Here is a 15,945-nt window from a genome sequence, read left to right as displayed (position 1 = left end):
ATGGCGGACGCATCGCTCGGGCTCTGGACCGTCCCGCTCGCCGTGTTCGGCGGCGCCATCCGCGTCTCGACGCCCTTCCTGTTCGTCAGCCTCGGCGAGTGCATCACCGAGCGAAGTGGCCGCATCAATCTCGGCCTCGAGGGCACGCTGGTGATGGGCGCGATGAGCGCCTACGGCATCTCCTATCTGTCGGGCTCGCCGTGGCTCGGGGTGCTCGCGGCCGGAATCACCGGCGCGCTGTTCGGGGCGCTGCATGCCGGGATCTGCTCGCTGCCGCGCGTCAACGACATCGCCGTCGGCATCGCGCTGATGCTGCTCGGCACCGGGCTCGCGTTCTTCCTCGGCAAACCGCTGATCGAGCCGACCGCGGCACGGCTGCCGGCGATCGATTTCGGCTGGTGGAGCGACATCCCGCAGGTGCGCGCAGCGCTGCGCATCAACGTGCTGTTCCTGATCGGCGTCGCGATCGCGCCGCTGCTCTACTGGGCCTTCAGGACCACACGCTGGGGCCTCTTGATCCGCACCGCCGGCGAGAGCGCCGACGCGGCACGCGCGATGGGCCATTCGGTGCTGCTGATCCGGCTGCGCGCCACCATGGTCGGCGGCTTCCTCGCCGGCATCGGCGGCTCGTTCCTGTCGCTGTTCTATCCCGGCAGCTGGAACGAAGGCCTCTCCTCGGGACAGGGCATCACCGCGGTAGCGCTGGTGATCTTCGCGCGCTGGGACCCGATGCTGTGCCTGTGGGCGTCGCTCGCCTTCGGCGGCGCGGCCGCGCTCGGGCCCGCGCTGCAATCGGTCGGCATCACCTCCGGCTATCATTTGTTCAACGCCGCGCCGTACATCCTGACGCTCGCGATCATGATCATCACCTGCTCGCCGAAACGCACGCTGACCGGCGCGCCCGCCGAATTGTCCATCACCCGATAGCATCTCGAAAGATCATTTCATGCCCGAGCGCTTCATCAAGTCCGAGCCTTACGCCTGGCCCTATAATGGCGATCTGCGGCCAGAGAATACCGCGCTCATCATCATCGACATGCAGACGGATTTCTGCGGCGTCGGCGGTTATGTCGACAAGATGGGCTACGACCTTTCGCTGACCCGGGCGCCGATCGAGCCGATCAGGAAGCTGCTCGCGGTGATGCGCGCGCAGGGTTTTCACATCATCCATACCCGCGAAGGGCACCGGCCCGATCTGGCCGACCTGCCCGCCAACAAACGCTGGCGCTCGCGCCAGATCGGCGCAGGCATCGGCGACCCCGGCCCCTGCGGCCGCATCCTGGTGCGCGGCGAGCCCGGCTGGGAGATCATTCCCGACCTCGCGCCGCTGCCGGGCGAGCCTGTTATCGACAAGCCCGGAAAAGGCTCGTTCTGTGCAACCGACCTCGAGCTGATGCTGCGGCTGCGCGGCATCGAGAACATCGTGCTGACCGGCATCACCACCGATGTCTGCGTCCACACCACCATGCGCGAGGCCAACGACCGCGGCTTCGAATGCGTGCTGGTCGAGGACTGCTGCGGCGCGACCGACCGGAGCAACCACGACCACGCGTTGAAGATGATCAAGATGCAGGGCGGCGTGTTCGGCGCGGTGACCAGATCAGCCGACCTGATCGGGGCGCTGTCGTGATTATCGGCGAGCCGCCCGCACCATCAGGCGCGTTCGGCGTCGATGCCATCGCCATGACGATGCGGTTCGGCGATTTCGCAGCGCTCGACAATGTCGAGCTCAAGGTACGTCCCGGCTCGTTCCACGCGCTGCTCGGCGAGAACGGCGCGGGCAAGAGCACGCTCGTGAAATGCATCATGGGCTATTACCACGCCACCGAAGGCGACATCCTCGTCGGCGGCCGCCAGCAGGCTATCGCCAATCCGAAGGACGCGCATGCGCTCGGGCTCGGCATGGTCTACCAGCACTTTACCCTCGTGCCGGCGATGACGGTTGCCGAGAATTTGGTGCTGGCGCGCGACGACGTGCCTGCGATGGTCGACTGGCGCAAGGAGAAGAAGGAGCTCGAGGCCTTCCTGGCGCGGATGCCGTTCAAGGTGCCGCTCGACGCAAAAGTCTCCGACATCTCCGCCGGCGAGCGGCAGAAATGCGAGATCCTCAAGCAGCTCTATCTGAAGCGGCGCTTCCTGATCCTGGACGAGCCGACCTCGGTGCTGACACCGGGCGAAGCCGACGAGGTGCTCGGCATGCTGCGCACGATGGTGGTCGCGGGCGAACTCACCATCCTGATGATCACGCACAAGTTCCGCGAGGTGATGGCCTTTGCCGACGAGGTGACCATCCTGCGCCGCGGCAAGCTTGCCGGCACCGGCCGGGTTGCCGAGCTGACGCCGGACGAGATGGCCCGCACCATGATCGGCGCCGAGCAGCTGACGGTGCAACCGCCGCGCACCGGCGAGACCGGCGCGCCGCGGCTCGAGCTCGACAAGCTTACCGCGCTCGACGATGCCGGCGCGATCGCCGTGCACGGCGTCTCGCTGACCGTGAAGAGCGGCGAGATCGTCGGCATCGCCGGCGTCTCCGGCAACGGCCAGCGCCAGCTCGTGGAGGTTTTGGCCGGCCAGCGCGAGGCCGAGAGCGGCGTGATCCGCGTCCAGGGCGAGAGCTATGCGGCGAGCCGCGCGGAGATGCGGCGCCACAGGATGTCGCTGTTGCCGGAAGAGCCGCTGAAGAACGCCTGCGTCGGCGGCATGAGCGTCGCCGACAACATCGCATTCCGCGAGTTCGATCGCGCCCCGTTCGCGCGCGGCGGCTGGTGGCTGAACCGTGCTGCCTTCCGCAACGACGCCGAGCGCAAGATCAACCGCTACAAGATCAAGACCCGCACGCCGGAGACGCCGATCGCGGCGCTGTCGGGCGGCAATGTCCAGCGCGCGGTGCTGGCGCGCGAGCTCTCGGGCGACGTCGAGGTGCTGATCGCCGCCAATCCCTGCTTCGGACTCGACTTCGCGGCGGTGGCGCAAATCCACGCCGAGATCATGGCCGCACGCAACCGCGGCGCGGCGGTGCTGCTGGTCAGCGAAGACCTCGATGAGCTGCTGGAATTGTCGGACCGGCTGGTCGTGATGTTCCACGGCGCGTTCGTCCATGAGGCCCGTGCCAGCGAGGCCGACCTCACCGAGATCGGCCGGCACATGGCCGGCCATTGACCATCCGCGTCAAGCGAAGCAATCCATTGTTCCGCGTACGCGGGATCTCGCAATGACGAACAGCTCTGGCCTCACAAAGATGTCGTCCCTGCGAAAGCAGGGACCCATAACCACGAATGTTGATTGTTGGGCAGCGCTGGAACGACGAATCCCGTTCACAACATCCGCCGCGGCGTATGGGTCCCTGCTCCCGTGCGCAATTGCGCACTAGGCAGGGACGACACCGGAGTTTGTGGCGCGCGATCCCGGCAAGATCCCGCCATTGCAATGACGAAGCTGGCTGCGCTCCGCGTCACATCGGGGCAAACCTAGCCGATCTCGAACGCGTGTTCCGCTAGATGCTTCAAATTGGCATGCCAATGCTCGGCGATCGCAAGCCGGGTCGGCACCCAGACATGCTCGTGCTTCTGGATGTAGTCGAGAAAGCGCATCAGCGCGGCGGCGCGGCCGGGACGGCCGACGACACGGCAATGCAGGCCGATCGACATCATCTTCGGCGAGGTCGCGCCCTCGGCATAGAGCACGTCGAAACTGTCTTTCAGGTAAGTGTAGAACTCCTCGCCGCCGCCGAAGCCCTGCGCGTTGATGAAGCGCATGTCGTTGGCATCGAGCGTGTAGGGGATCACGAGATGCGGCTCGGTGCCATCAGCCTTGATCCAGTACGGCAGATCGTCGGCATAGGAGTCGCAGAGATAGCGCAGGCCGCCTGCCTCCATCAAAAGCCGCATCGTGTTGATCGAGGAGCGGCCGGTGTACCAGCCGAGCGGCCGCGCGCCTGTCGCCTCGGTATGCACGGCAATGGCGCGGGCGATCTCCTCGCGCTCCTCGTCCTCCGACATGTCCTTGTGCTCGACCCAGCGCAGGCTGTGGCTTGCGATGTCCCAGCCTGCCTCCTGCATCGCGGCGACAACGTCCGGATTGCGCTTCAGCGCCATCGCGACGCCAAACACCGTGGCCGGCAGCTTCCGCTCGGTGAATATCCGCCACAGCCGCCAGAAGCCGGCACGCGAGCCATATTCGAACATCGTCTCGATATTGGCGTGCCGCTGGCCGACCCAGGGCTGCGCGCCGAGCACGTCGGACAGAAACGCTTCCGAGGCGCGATCACCGTGCAGGATGTTGTTCTCCCCGCCCTCCTCGAAATTGACCACGAATTGCACGGCGATGCGCGCCGCGTCGGGCCATTTCGGATCGGGCGGATTGCGGCCGTAGCCGCGGAGATCGCGCGGATAGCGGGCCTCGGTCACATCAGATTTCCTCGAAGCGAATGTTCTGCGCGCCCTTCCACAACACGGTCTTGCCGAAGGCGGTGAGGTTCTCCAGCCCCGAGGTCAGCGTGATGAAATGATTGCCGGCGAGCTGGCCCATCTTGCTGGCGAAATGCACGCCGCCATAGGCGAGCAGGATCTCGGTCTCGCTGATGCCGCCGGGATAGAGGATGATCTGGCCCGGCGCCGGATAGCTGGTGTGGTTCTCGTAGGACACGCCGAAGTCGAGATCGCCGAGCGGCATCCAGACGCCCTCGCCGCTCCAGCGCACATGGATCGCCTGGCTCTCGAACGGCATCGCCTTGCGGAACGCGGCGACCGTCTTCGGCGCGAGCTGCTCCTCGAAACGGGCGTCAAAGGTGAACTCGCCGGCGCGGACAATCAGTTTGCTCATCGATCTCTCGTGGGTGGGCCAAGAAGTGATGTCCCAACCATTGCCGCCGGCCCGGGCCGGACGCAAGGCCGATTCCGGCCCCGGAAGCCGGTTTTTCGCCGCTCGGCGGCCTTCAACGCAGATTTGAGCAGAGTTGCGTTGCGCCTCGCCTCCCCGTTTGCGAGCCTGCGAGCATACGTCGAACAGGGTGACCAGATGACAACAAGCAGTCTGCACGGACATGTGGCGCTGGTGACCGGCGGATCGCGCGGCATCGGTGCGGCGATCGTCAAGATGCTGGCGGATGCCGGCGCCGCCGTCGCCATCAATTATCGCGAGCGCTCGGCCGAGGCGGAGACGCTGGCGAAAGGCATCATTGCCGCCGGTGGCCGCGCCGTCGCGATCGCCGCCGACGTCTCGGAAGCCGCCGCCGTGGCCGCGCTGGTCGAGGGCGCCAAATCCGAGCTCGGCCCGGTCGACATCCTCGTCAACAATGCCGGCATCGCGATCGTCAGGGGTGTCGACGACCTCACCGAAGAGGATTTCGACCGCACCATCACGGTCAATCTCAAATCGGCGTTCCTGTGCACGCAGGCTGTGCTGCCGATGATGCGCACCCGGAAATGGGGCCGCATCGTCAACATCTCCTCCGGCGCGGCGCGCGGCGCGGGCTCGATCGGGCCGCACTACAACGCATCCAAGGCGGCCATGGAGGGGATGACCCGCGGCTATGCCGCACGCCTCGTCAAGGAGGGCATCACCGTCAATGCCGTCGCGCCCTCGCTGATCGAGACCGAGATGATGAAGGGACAGAGCGAGCTGGTCAGCCGCATTCCGATGGGCCGTTTCGGCACCGCCGAGGAGGTCGCGCAGGCCGTGATGCTGCTGGTCAATAATCCCTACATGACCGGACAGACCATCGCGATGAGCGGCGGCATGGCGTTCAACTAGGACGCGGCCTCATCAGCGCGCAGCCACAGCCCGATCGATGCGAGTTGAACGAAGGCAAGGTAGTTGGCGGCGAGCTTGTCACAGCGCGTTGGTCGCAGGATCATCGCGCCTGCGGTACGAATGAGTGAACTGATCGAAGCATGAGAGATCATCGCCTGCAGGTGAGTGCATCTGGACCAGCAGCGGTAGAGACGTGTGCATCCCTGCCGGTTCCACCGATTGCTCCGGTGTCCCGTCGCTTGGGTTTGGCAAATGTTCGTTTCATCGGCACGAAACGATTGATTTCGCCGAGTGGGAACACGTTGCCAAGAAGCCACAGCGATTGAAGGGAATGGAAATTGGAGGCGTCATTCTCGTGGCGGCGCGCGCGCTTGCGGCTTATTGGTTAGGGACAGATCGGGCAACATGAATCATTTCCAGCCCGGCAGTTTGTTTCAGACGCTTGATTGATCAGAGCTGGAATTGGCATGAGCCAATTTCAGAGGCCATGGAGCTTGTCGCGAAATGAATTTCGATAATCAGACCAGATCTTCTTATTCGAACCACACACATTCAGCATCAGTGACCTCCGCCGATAAAGCGGATGAGGGCCAGGACGGCGAGACACGCTTTGGATTTAGGGCAACGGACTTGATCGTATACCCTGCGCACGGCGTCGGCCAAATTGTAGCGATTGAGGAACAGACGGTGGCGGGGGCTTGCCTCGAGTTCTTTGTCGTCTATTTCGCGAAGAGCAAGATGACGCTCCGCGTTCCGACGAGGAAGGCGGCAAACGCCGGAATGCGTCAACTGTCCGATCCCGTTTCCATCGAGCACATGCGACGAATCCTGGGGCAGGCGCCGCACAAAGCGCGGGGTAATTGGTCCCGACTTGCTCAAGAATACGAAAGCAAGATCAATTCGGGCAATATTGTCGCTATCGCGGAGGTCATGCGCGATCTGTATCGGCCCACGGTCAATTCCGAGCAGAGCTACAGCGAACGACAGCTGTACGCTGCGGCAGTCGAGCGCCTGTCCACAGAAGTGGCGCTCGTTAGCGGCATTACTGAAGAGGAAGCCGTCAAGGAGCTTGAAAGCCTCATCATTGCTGAGGTCAGGCGGAGCGCATAGAGACTGGTCGCACCTCCCCGGAGCGTCCGCGTTCGGGTCCTGGCCGACGTTCCGGCGCCGCCGGCCAGATATGATTTCCTAGGATGGCCGTTCGACGAAGGCGACGGCCTTATTGCTGTAGGTCCATATCGCGCCGTCGCGTTTGCTGATCCCGAGAAAGGCGGTCTTTGTACCGGCGTATTTCATGTCTCGATTGCCCCCGTCGATGCCATAGGCCCATGGGTCGAGGCACAGAAACTCGATGATCTTGCCGTCGGCTCCCGATGTACGGTGGCCGACGATGCCCACATAATGGGCGCCGCCGAGGGAGGCCCGCACCGGCACCTTGTTTTCGAGATTCTTGATTGTCCAATCCACTGCTTTGCCGGGATCGCGGCCCGCGCTCACCTGGTCGCGCGCCGTCGGTTCGGCCATTTTCCAGCCCATATAGCGGACAAACACGATCTTGATGATCGAACCGCACCAATATTCATTGTTCACTGCCTTGAGGAAACCGCCATTGTTCTGGTTCCACGGCAGCTTGCTCTTCTTGTAGTTTTCCATCGACGCGTCAGCGGTCGCCGCCAGGGTGGGAAGGGTGTGCAGCTGTTCATCCACCAGCATTTCATAGACGCGATGGCGGCTGTCCAATTCGTCGCTGGCGTCCTGATTGCTGTAGAACTTGCGATAGGCGGCGGGTGCCTTGGCGGCCGTCGTGACGGTGTGGAAATAGTGCCAGATCAAATCGGTTTTCCACGAGGGATCGCGGACATGGGTGTCGGACATGGAGAGGGTCCATATAAGGCATTCGGCTGCGGCGGCTTCGCGGTCTTGTCCCGCTTGTGGTTGGACCAGCCGCGCTGAATGGTTAGTCCCCGCTAGATTGATGACGGTTCAACGCGGACTTGGTAACGCCCAATCGCGTCTTGGCGGGAAACGATCAAACAGACCGCCTCGGAAGCACCCGCCGCATGAACGAATCTCGGTCTCCTGTTGTGCATCGCATGAACCGGGGCTTGGCTCGCAGCCGAAGATCGCTTTAACCATCACAATGTCGGCTCAATGGTACGGAGCGGACTTTGCCTGTTCTGGCGCAGGCGGCTCAAAAAGCCCCGCCGAGGAGCGCTTTGGCCGCGATGCGCCCGAAAGCGGACGCGTTACTTTGAGTTTTGTTGTTCGTGACCCCAAGGTCAGTTGCCCCCGAACTACCTGCAGCTGCCGACGGCGCACAGCCATATTGCCGCAGTCGAACGGCGGATAAGCCATCGCGTCTCGTAGTGGTAGCGCGCGAACCAGCCATCTGAAGCGGATCTAACCGATGAGTCCCTGTCATCCGCACTTTGACAGCATCTTTTGGAGTATTGCCTCAACCGGCTGCGGCGAAATTCCAAGTTCGAAAAGGCCAGGCGACGACACGGTATCGATCTGCATCAGCTCCACCTGATTGCGCGTGAGAATCGGGTCCGGGAGTATTTCGGAAGCCCATGCCAGGGCGTGCCAAACGGCGAACGGGATCGGGACCAGGATGGGCGCAAGACCGGCCTGATGCGCGACGATTCCGACCAATTCTTCGTAGGAATAAACGCGAGGGCCGCCGCACTCGAAGATCGTCGGTTGCGTCTCGGCTCGCTGGATGATCCGGACAGTCGCCTCCGCCACATCTTCCACATAGGCCGGCTGCAGTTTCATCGAGCCGCGGCCGAACATCGGATAGATCGGCAGCCGGCGGAGAAGGTTGAGGATGGTCGTAAGAAACGCATCGTCCGGTCCGAACATGACGGCGGGTCGGATGATATTCGCGCCGGCAAACGTAGCCCTGACCACCAGTTCACCTTCGCCGCGCGCCCGGATGTACCGCGATCGAGACGCGGCATCGGCGCCGATGCCTGACAAGTGAACGAGTCGTTTGACTCCGGCCCGGCGCGCTTGGGCCGCTACGCGTTGGGCGGACTCGACATGAACGGAATGAAACGTCTCACGCCCGTGCTCGACGTAAAGGCTGACGGTGTTGACCGCGGCGTAAGCGCCGGCAAGCGCATTTGCGACAGACCGTTCGTCATGAATATCGGCCTGGACGAACAGAAGCTGGGAATCATGCGGTCCAAACTGACTGCGCCCGCGATCTGTATGCCTTGACGCGATCCGGACGGGAAATTCGTGATCGCGCAGATGCTGAACGATGCGGCGGCCGAGAAAACCGGTTCCGCCGAATACAGTGACGGTGCGACCGTTCGTTGCCATCCTTTGATCTTTGCTCGAGAGAACGCGCCATAGCCCGAGCCGAAGCTGACGTCAGGGCGATGGCCGTCTGTCGGAACAATACCCTTTCGCAGCGACGGTTGGAATGCAGGCCGCTTCGAACCGCTATTGGACGGAAGCCGGATGCAAAGGCCGAGCGAAACTGAGTTCGTGGCCGTCGGGGTCAGCTAGGTGGAAGAAACGCTCACCCCATTCGGCATCGCGGGGCGCTGTCGCCGGCTGGTAACCCCCCGCGAGCGCGCGTTCGTAAAGTGCGTCAACATCGGTGACGTAGAAGATGACCCGACCCCACCAGGACCAGCGTCGTTCGGCAGGTTGGTCGATGAGGTTGAGGTAGCTCGGACCTGCTCGAAAGCTAGTGAACGACGACCATTCGCCGCCATGCAGGACCTCAAAGCCCAGGGCTCGGTAGAATCGGACAGCTCGTGGCATGTCATGGGTGCCCAGCGTGAGCGCGCTTATCCTCTCGATCATGGCCAAAACTCCCTTGTTCTACCTCCCTACGCTTTTTTGAAGTCGCGGCGCAGAGATTAACCTCTCATGTGCGTCGAACGGTGAGCAAGTCAGCGCCGCCCGCCCCTTTCCTTGCGTCGCCGCTCACGGCGAGCTGTGGATGCCCCAAACTGCTCGAATCGAAAGCGCTGACGCTCTAAGCTCTCCATCGCGTCGGCCAAACATCAAGTCCAGGCGCCCACGCAACCAATCGATCCCGGTGGCACCCGCGAAAAGGAGGGGAGCATGAAGGGCGACAAAGACGTTATCGAACACCTCAACAAAGCGCTGCGCCACGAGCTCACCGCAGTGAACCAGTACTGGCTGCACTACCGCCTCCTCGACAATTGGGGCTACAAGATGCTGGCCAAGGCGTGGCGCAAGGAATCGATTGAAGAAATGCAACACGCAGACAAGCTCATCGAACGCATCATCTTCCTCGATGGATCTCCCAATATGCAGACGCTGGAATCCCTCCATATCGGGAAGACCGTGAAGGCCGTGCTCGATAGCGACTTGCAAGCCGAATTGTCGGCGTACTCCCTCTACGCTGAAGCTGCGACCCAGTGCCATCAGGTCAAGGACTACGTGACACGGGATCTGTTTGAGCAACTCATGCACGATGAGGAAGAGCATATCGATTTTTTGGAAACCCAGATCGAACTCGTCGCGAGGATCGGCCTCGAGCTATATGCCCAGCGTCATATCGGAGAGCTCGACAAGGACTAAAGTGCAAACGACTGCTTTCGGCCCAAATCGGACACCGCGGCGGCGCGGAATTATGTCCGCTGCTCGCCCGTTAGGAATTCGTTAACCATCGCGGCCTAGCCTAACCTCATAGCCTGGTCATCATCAGCCGATTGCCGCTCGGTTCGGTCCAGGAACAGCCGGTGTCCGCCAAGACGCTGACATATGCCGCGCCAGGTGTGCGCCTGAAAATCTCGCCAGTGGCCGCTCGTCGCTTGCTAAGCGACTGCGCTTGCCGCGCTCACTTAGGAGCAAAATCCTGGTGTATAGCTCCCATTCCCCAGCTCGGTAGAGCAATTGTGAGGCAAGAATGACCGATATTTGCGAGATGAAGGCGCGCATTACCGTGTTTGGGGTCGGCGGTGCCGGTGGCAATGCAGTCAACAACATGATCTCGGCCGGGCTGCAAGGCGTCGACTTCATCGTCGCCAATACCGATGCACAGGCGCTTACCATGTCGAAGGCCGAGCGCCTCATCCAGATGGGCACGCGGGTGACGGAAGGTCTCGGCGCTGGCTCGCATCCTGAAGTGGGGCGCGCCGCAGCCGAAGAGACGATCGACGCGATCCGCGATTCTTTGACCGGCGCACACATGGTGTTCGTTACTGCCGGCATGGGCGGCGGTACCGGCACCGGCGCAGCGCCCATTATCGCCAAGACCGCGCGCGAGCTTGGCATTCTCACCATCGGTGTAGTCACCAAGCCATTCCACTTCGAGGGCCAGCGCCGCATGCGCCTTGCCGAGGCCGGCATCGCGGAACTACTGAAGGTGGTAGATACTCTGCTGATCATCCCAAACCAGAACCTATTCCGGGTGGCCAACGAAAAGACCACGTTCTCCAATGCTTTCGTGTTGGCCGATCAGGTGCTTTATTCGGGTGTGGCCTGCATCAGCGACCTCATAGTCAAGGAAGGTCTGATCAACCTCGATTTTGCCGACGTTCTCGCCGTCATGCGGGAGAAGGGCAAGGCCATGATGGGCAGGGGCGAGGCTTCCGGCGCGAACCGCGTGGTCACCGCCGCCGTAGCCGCGATTTCAAATCCATTGATCGAGGACCCCTCGATCAAGCGTGCCAGCGGCCTCATCATTTCCATCACTGGCGGCAAGGACCTGATGTTATTCGAGGTCGACGAAGCTGCTACCCGCATTCGCGACGAGGCCGACCAGGACGCCAACATCATCATTGGCGCATCGTTTGATGAAAGCCTGGAGGGTATCGTCCGCGTCTCGGTAGTGGCGACCGGCATCGATAATCTTGACCCGGCACCCCACGCGCAACCAGCGGAAAGCTCACTTACAGAGCTCGCCGGCAGGCTGCGCAACGACAGCCGTCAAATCGCCGAATCGAGCGCGGTACACCGCTGACCGACGCGCACCGCATCGGCGCGTCGGCCAAGTGCGCGCAACAAGGAGCGTTCCGGTATCGACTTTGGCTGTTCCGCGTCCATGAACGCCGAACACTCGGCTACTTCCGCAACTGGCCCGAAGGCGAAGTGCCGCGATGTCCGCTCCCGCGCCGCTGTTGGGGGGAGAAGCAGACATCAGGTGGCCGGCTCGCAGCAACCGACTTTATGAGTACGCACCTGGCTATGCCGGCTTGACCGACTCGCTGGATTGCCTTACGCCTCACGCCATGAACCGCTCGATCCTGATCGCCAATTTCTGGTGGCTCGCCGACTGACAGGCGGGCCGAACGCGTTCATGCATTTCGGGGCCGCCGCATCGGGCGGCCTTTTTGTTTCACCTCATCCAGCCCACATGCGGTGTCCCCATTCAACCGAATGGAGACAAGCCGTGACCAAACCGATCATCCTCACCGGCGACCGCACCACCGGGCCGCTGCATCTCGGCCATTACGTCGGCTCGCTCAGAAGCCGCCTCGCGTTTCAGGACAGCCATGAGCAGTTCCTGCTGCTCGCCGACATGCAGGCGCTGACCGACAACGCGCACGACATCGGCAAGGTCCGCGGCAACGTCATCGAGGTCGCGCTGGATTATCTCGCCGTCGGCATCGATCCCGAACGAACCTCGATCTGCCTGCAGTCGCAGCTGCCGGCGCTCGCGGAGTTGTCGATGCTCTATCTCAACCTCGTCACCGTCGCGCGGCTGGAGCGCAATCCCACCATCAAGGACGAGATCCGCGCCCGCGGATTCGGACGCGACATCCCGGCGGGCTTCCTGTGCTACCCGGTGGCGCAGGCCGCCGATATCACCGCGTTTCGGGCCACCGTCGTGCCGGTCGGCGAGGACCAGGCTCCCCTGATCGAGCAGACCAACGAGATCATCAGGCGCGTCAACGCGCTGGCCGGGCGTGCGCTCCTGCAGGAGGCGGTGGCCGTCATACCGCGCGCGGGACGGCTGCCGGGCGTCGACGGGCGCGCCAAGATGAGCAAGTCCGCGGGCAATGCGATTGCTCTCTCGGCCTCGCCCGGTGACATCTCGGCCGCGGTGCGTGCGATGTTCACCGATCCCGATCATCTGCGCGTCGGCGACCCCGGCAAGACCGAGGGCAATGTCGTCTTCAGCTATCTCGACGCGTTCGATGACGATCAGCACGCCGTCGAGGAATTGAAGGCGCGCTATCGGCGCGGCGGTCTCGGCGACGCAGCCGTCAAGCGGCGGCTGGAGGACATCCTGCAAGCCCTGATCGCGCCGATCCGGGCCCGACGCGCCGAGCTGGCAGGCAATCGCGACTATGTCGCTGACGTGATCAGGCGCGGAACCCTGAAAGCCCGCGAGATCACCGAGCGCACCAAGCGCGATGTGATGGCGGGGCTCGGCGTGTTCCAGCTCTGAATGCGCTGTCATCAAACCATGGCAGGAACTGTGCTTGCCTGTAACAGTTGTCCGCTTGGCGAAAACCGGATTTGGAGCTTGTCGTGATCGATCCGAAAACGCTTCTCGAACGCGCCGCACAATTGACCGATCAGGCCAAGGGCGAGGAAGATGCCGGCATCCGCGAGCGGCTGCTGCGCATGGCCGAGCATTACCGCGACCTGGCCGCGCATGAGGCCTGGGCGAACGAGAACCCGCCATCGGTCGGCGCGATCACCAGTGCGCTCAGCCCCCGCGCCCATTGACCCGTTCTTGGTCAGCTCACGCGAATGCGATAGCCCAGTGACTGCCGCGCGCCCGGCGCGATGTGCATGAGGCCGGGCTTGCCTGCGAACTCGCCGTCGAATTCGACCGGGCTGGCAAAGCCGTGCCACGGCTCGATGCAGAGGAACGCCGCGCCGCCGACCTTCGACCAGATGCCAAGTTCGCGAAAGCCGCGCCACGACATCTCGATCGCGGGCCCCCGCGCAGCAGCAAAGCGAACCGACGCGCTCGCAACCTGATCGAGGATCATGGCGTCGTCGTCGAACAATTGCTCCGACAATGCGAGCACCCTGCCCTTGATCGGACTTGTCTTGATCGGAGTTGGCTCGGCCTGCGGCCGCATCAGTCCTTCCGTCAGCCGCCGGATCGGCGCCGGCTCATCCTTCTCGAAGGTCAGCGCGTACGCCTCCTTCCGCAACCCCGGAAGCAGCGGCCAGTTGAAGGCGGGATGACCGCCGAGCGAGGCCGGCAGCGTCTCGGCGCCGGTGTTGACGATGTCGAAGGCGACATCGAGATCGGCGCCATCAACGGTATAGGTGACCTCGAGCCTGAATGCGAACGGATAGCGCGCACGCGTCTCTGCGTCGTCGATGAGCGCGAGCTTGCAGGATCGGGGCTCCTGCTCCACCCAGGCAAAGCGGCGATCCCGCGCGAACCCGTGCTGCGTCATCGGATAGGTCTTGCCGTTGTGGCGCAGCGTATCGTTCTTCAATCGGCCGACGATCGGGAACAGGATGGGCGCATGGCGCGGCCATTGCGGGCCGGCCTGCCACAACAGTTCGGTCCCGTCGGCATTGCTGAGCGACGACAATTCGGCGCCCTGCGCCAAAATGGTCGCGGCGATTCCGTCGCCGCGCAGCGTGTGACTGTCGCTCATGCCTCGCCTCGCCGGGTTGCGCCATGAACCGACAGGAGATGTTCGAAGCCGGCGAGGCCGTCAACCCCAAAGCAATGGGGCCGCCGCCCTTGCGTGGCGGCACCACGGTCCGGGCCTACCCGGCAATCTTGGAGAAATCGGGCTGGCGGCGCTCGGCAAAGGCGGCAAAGGCCTCGCGTGCTTCCGCACTCATCAGCCGCTCCTGGAAGATCTCACCCTCGCGCGCCATTTGCGCGCTGATCCTGGCGGGGTCGCGCATCAGCGCCTTGGTGTGCTGAAGCGAGCCGAACGGCCGCTTCGCCAGCGCGTCCGCCGCCGCACGGGCCTTGGCGCGCAGCTCCGCGAGCGGCACAACCGCGTTGGCGAGGCCGATCGAGACCGCCGTCTCCGCCTCGACCGGTTCGCCGAGCGCGAACATCGCATAAGCCCGCGCATAGCCGATGCGCTGCGGCAGCAGATAGGTCGACGCCGCCTCCGGCACCAGCGCCAGATTGACGAACGGCGTGATCAGCCGCGCGGTCGGCGCGAGGTAGACGAGGTCGCAATGCAGCAGCATGGTGGTGCCGATGCCGACCGCATTGCCCTGCACCGCGGCAATCAGCGGCCGCGTCGCCTTGGCCAGGGCGGCGAGGAAGCGCGTCACGTGACGCTCGCCCTGCACGCCGCGCGACACCGCCGCGAAATCGGCGAGATCGTTGCCCGCGGTAAAGCTGTCGCCGTCGCCCTGCAGCAGCACGGCGCGGATCGCGGAATCGCCTTCCGCGCGCTCGAGCGCGTCGGCCATCGCGCCGTACATCGCGTTGGTGATCGCGTTCTTCTTGTCCGGGCGCGCCATCGTCACGGTGAGGACACCGCCGTCCAGCGCTACGACCACTTCACTCATGCTGCACTCCTGTTGCTTGCTTGTTGTTTGACGCGCCTTCTTCACGCGAACCGGTAATCACTTCGCTCGAAGACGCTCTAGCTGTCCTTGTCTTTCGGAAACTTGTCTTGCAGGCTGGTCAGCCAACGCGACACCACGTCGATTTCAGCGTCCGAGAACCCCTCCATCAGACGGTTGTTGATCACCCTGGTCCGCGTTGCGGCGCGTTTGCCGAGCTCCTGCCCCGCCGCGGTCAGATAGAGCCGCTGGCTGCGCCCATCCTCGCCATCGCGCCGGCGCTTCACGAGGCCTGCACGTTCCATCCGGTCGGCAAGCCCGCTCATCGCCGACGGCACGATGTCGAGCGCCTGCGAGACGTCGCCGATCAGCGCGCCGTCATTGCGCCCGAGAGAGAACAGCACGCCGGCCTGAGCCGACGTCAGATCGTGGGCGGCCGTCTCCTGATCGATGGCGCGCTGCAACCGGCGATAGGCCACGGTCAGAAGAAAGATCAGCCGGTGTTCCGCTTTCATCACGCCGTTATATATTTCGCACGCGAAATATCAAGATATTTCGTGCACGAAATATCCGGCTATTGGCGGAGATCCGTCATTGCGTCCGACGGTCTCAGAACCCAGCACTCACCCAAACCGCACGCGCTCGGCCGGAACAAGCCGTTCCCATCGGCGCAACTGCGACATTTTGATCCCGCCGCCCGATCGTTGCGCTGCGGCCCGGCAGAAAACCCTTGATCGACGTCGATCAAAC

17 protein-coding genes and 1 pseudogene are annotated in these 15,945 nt (G+C 63.4%); 9 read left to right on the top strand and 9 right to left on the bottom strand.

All coding sequences use genetic code 11. The annotated features are described in order from the left end of the window. Genes ACVWYP_RS17100 through ACVWYP_RS17090 form a run of 3 tightly spaced genes read left to right on the top strand, consistent with a single transcriptional unit; the run spans nucleotide 1 to nucleotide 3,159 of the window. The gene (locus ACVWYP_RS17100; protein WP_018270387.1) at nucleotides 1-927 is read left to right on the top strand and encodes an ABC transporter permease; all 927 of its coding nucleotides are present in this window, start codon (nucleotides 1-3) and stop codon (nucleotides 925-927) included. Between the two features lie 19 nt (nucleotides 928-946). Further along, a complete protein-coding gene (gene biuH, locus ACVWYP_RS17095) occupies nucleotides 947-1,630 on the top strand; it encodes a biuret amidohydrolase (RefSeq protein WP_028334439.1) in 684 nt (227 codons plus the stop codon). Further along, nucleotides 1,627-3,159: an ABC transporter ATP-binding protein gene (locus ACVWYP_RS17090; RefSeq protein WP_304499122.1), complete on the top strand. Its 1,533-nt coding sequence runs from the start codon at nucleotides 1,627-1,629 to the stop codon at nucleotides 3,157-3,159. Before biuH ends, ACVWYP_RS17090 begins: the two co-directional genes overlap by 4 nt. Before the next feature lie 308 nt (nucleotides 3,160-3,467). Here the strand turns inward: ACVWYP_RS17090 and puuE are convergent, their stop codons facing one another. Further along, a complete protein-coding gene (gene puuE / locus ACVWYP_RS17085) occupies nucleotides 3,468-4,406 on the bottom strand; it encodes an allantoinase PuuE (RefSeq protein WP_304499121.1) in 939 nt (312 codons plus the stop codon). Nucleotide 4,407: 1 nt separating this feature from the next. Further along, complete coding sequence (locus tag ACVWYP_RS17080) at nucleotides 4,408-4,821, bottom strand: DUF3830 family protein (RefSeq protein ID WP_016843084.1); 414 nt, start codon at nucleotides 4,819-4,821, stop codon at nucleotides 4,408-4,410. A gap of 195 nt (nucleotides 4,822-5,016) precedes the next feature. Here ACVWYP_RS17080 and ACVWYP_RS17075 point away from each other — a divergent pair, with 195 nt between their 5' ends. Continuing rightward, entirely contained in the window at nucleotides 5,017-5,751 is a 735-nt protein-coding gene (locus tag ACVWYP_RS17075; RefSeq protein ID WP_304499120.1) for an SDR family NAD(P)-dependent oxidoreductase, read from the top strand. Here ACVWYP_RS17075 and ACVWYP_RS17070 read toward each other — a convergent pair. Further along, nucleotides 5,748-5,840, bottom strand: a pseudogene (locus ACVWYP_RS17070) (IS5/IS1182 family transposase); the annotation flags it as partial. The gene ACVWYP_RS17075 and the pseudogene ACVWYP_RS17070 sit on opposite strands and share 4 nt — an antisense overlap. A 415-nt stretch (nucleotides 5,841-6,255) precedes the next feature. Here ACVWYP_RS17070 and ACVWYP_RS17065 point away from each other — a divergent pair. Next, a complete protein-coding gene (locus ACVWYP_RS17065; RefSeq protein WP_369525568.1) occupies nucleotides 6,256-6,861 on the top strand; it encodes a CarD family transcriptional regulator in 606 nt (201 codons plus the stop codon). A 78-nt stretch (nucleotides 6,862-6,939) separates the two neighbouring features. Here ACVWYP_RS17065 and ACVWYP_RS17060 read toward each other — a convergent pair whose 3' ends face one another. The 3 genes from ACVWYP_RS17060 to ACVWYP_RS17050 all read right to left on the bottom strand — a co-directional run bounded on the left by ACVWYP_RS17060 (nucleotide 6,940) and on the right by ACVWYP_RS17050 (nucleotide 9,573). Beyond that, a complete protein-coding gene (locus ACVWYP_RS17060) occupies nucleotides 6,940-7,626 on the bottom strand; it encodes a hypothetical protein (protein WP_304499119.1) in 687 nt (228 codons plus the stop codon). A 543-nt stretch (nucleotides 7,627-8,169) separates the two neighbouring features. Beyond that, nucleotides 8,170-9,081 (bottom strand): complex I NDUFA9 subunit family protein, encoded by a 912-nt coding sequence (locus ACVWYP_RS17055; RefSeq protein WP_304499118.1) that lies wholly within the window; start codon nucleotides 9,079-9,081, stop codon nucleotides 8,170-8,172. A 123-nt stretch (nucleotides 9,082-9,204) separates the two neighbouring features. Further along, nucleotides 9,205-9,573: a VOC family protein gene (locus ACVWYP_RS17050; RefSeq protein WP_304499117.1), complete on the bottom strand. Its 369-nt coding sequence runs from the start codon at nucleotides 9,571-9,573 to the stop codon at nucleotides 9,205-9,207. A 264-nt stretch (nucleotides 9,574-9,837) separates the two neighbouring features. Here ACVWYP_RS17050 and bfr point away from each other — a divergent pair, with 264 nt between their 5' ends. The 4 genes from bfr to ACVWYP_RS17030 all read left to right on the top strand — a co-directional run bounded on the left by bfr (nucleotide 9,838) and on the right by ACVWYP_RS17030 (nucleotide 13,419). After that, nucleotides 9,838-10,320 (top strand): bacterioferritin, encoded by a 483-nt coding sequence (bfr, locus tag ACVWYP_RS17045; protein ID WP_028339454.1) that lies wholly within the window; start codon nucleotides 9,838-9,840, stop codon nucleotides 10,318-10,320. A 328-nt stretch (nucleotides 10,321-10,648) separates the two neighbouring features. Next, nucleotides 10,649-11,704, top strand: coding sequence for a cell division protein FtsZ (gene ftsZ / locus ACVWYP_RS17040; protein WP_304499116.1), 1,056 nt, complete (start codon nucleotides 10,649-10,651; stop codon nucleotides 11,702-11,704). A gap of 429 nt (nucleotides 11,705-12,133) precedes the next feature. Continuing rightward, nucleotides 12,134-13,135: a tryptophan--tRNA ligase gene (gene trpS / locus ACVWYP_RS17035; protein ID WP_304499115.1), complete on the top strand. Its 1,002-nt coding sequence runs from the start codon at nucleotides 12,134-12,136 to the stop codon at nucleotides 13,133-13,135. Between the two features lie 83 nt (nucleotides 13,136-13,218). After that, a complete protein-coding gene (locus ACVWYP_RS17030) occupies nucleotides 13,219-13,419 on the top strand; it encodes a hypothetical protein (RefSeq protein ID WP_016843073.1) in 201 nt (66 codons plus the stop codon). 11 nt (nucleotides 13,420-13,430) lie between these two features. Here the strand turns inward: ACVWYP_RS17030 and ACVWYP_RS17025 are convergent, their stop codons facing one another. The 3 genes from ACVWYP_RS17025 to ACVWYP_RS17015 form a co-directional block, all read right to left on the bottom strand. Then, nucleotides 13,431-14,315 carry an aldose 1-epimerase family protein gene (locus ACVWYP_RS17025; RefSeq protein WP_304499114.1) on the bottom strand — a complete coding sequence of 295 codons (885 nt, stop codon included), beginning with the start codon at nucleotides 14,313-14,315 and terminating at the stop codon, nucleotides 13,431-13,433. Nucleotides 14,316-14,430: 115 nt separating this feature from the next. Then, entirely contained in the window at nucleotides 14,431-15,198 is a 768-nt protein-coding gene (locus tag ACVWYP_RS17020) for an enoyl-CoA hydratase-related protein (RefSeq protein WP_028339458.1), read from the bottom strand. A 77-nt stretch (nucleotides 15,199-15,275) separates the two neighbouring features. Then, on the bottom strand, nucleotides 15,276-15,710 hold the full coding sequence (locus ACVWYP_RS17015; RefSeq protein ID WP_304499113.1) for a MarR family winged helix-turn-helix transcriptional regulator: 435 nt from the start codon (nucleotides 15,708-15,710) through the stop codon (nucleotides 15,276-15,278). Nucleotides 15,711-15,945 lie beyond the last annotated feature (235 nt).

The sequence above is a fragment of the Bradyrhizobium sp. USDA 3262 genome (genome assembly GCF_054060035.1).
Note: the sequence above shows the minus strand (reverse complement) of the source record. Positions and strands in the feature narration are given on the sequence as shown.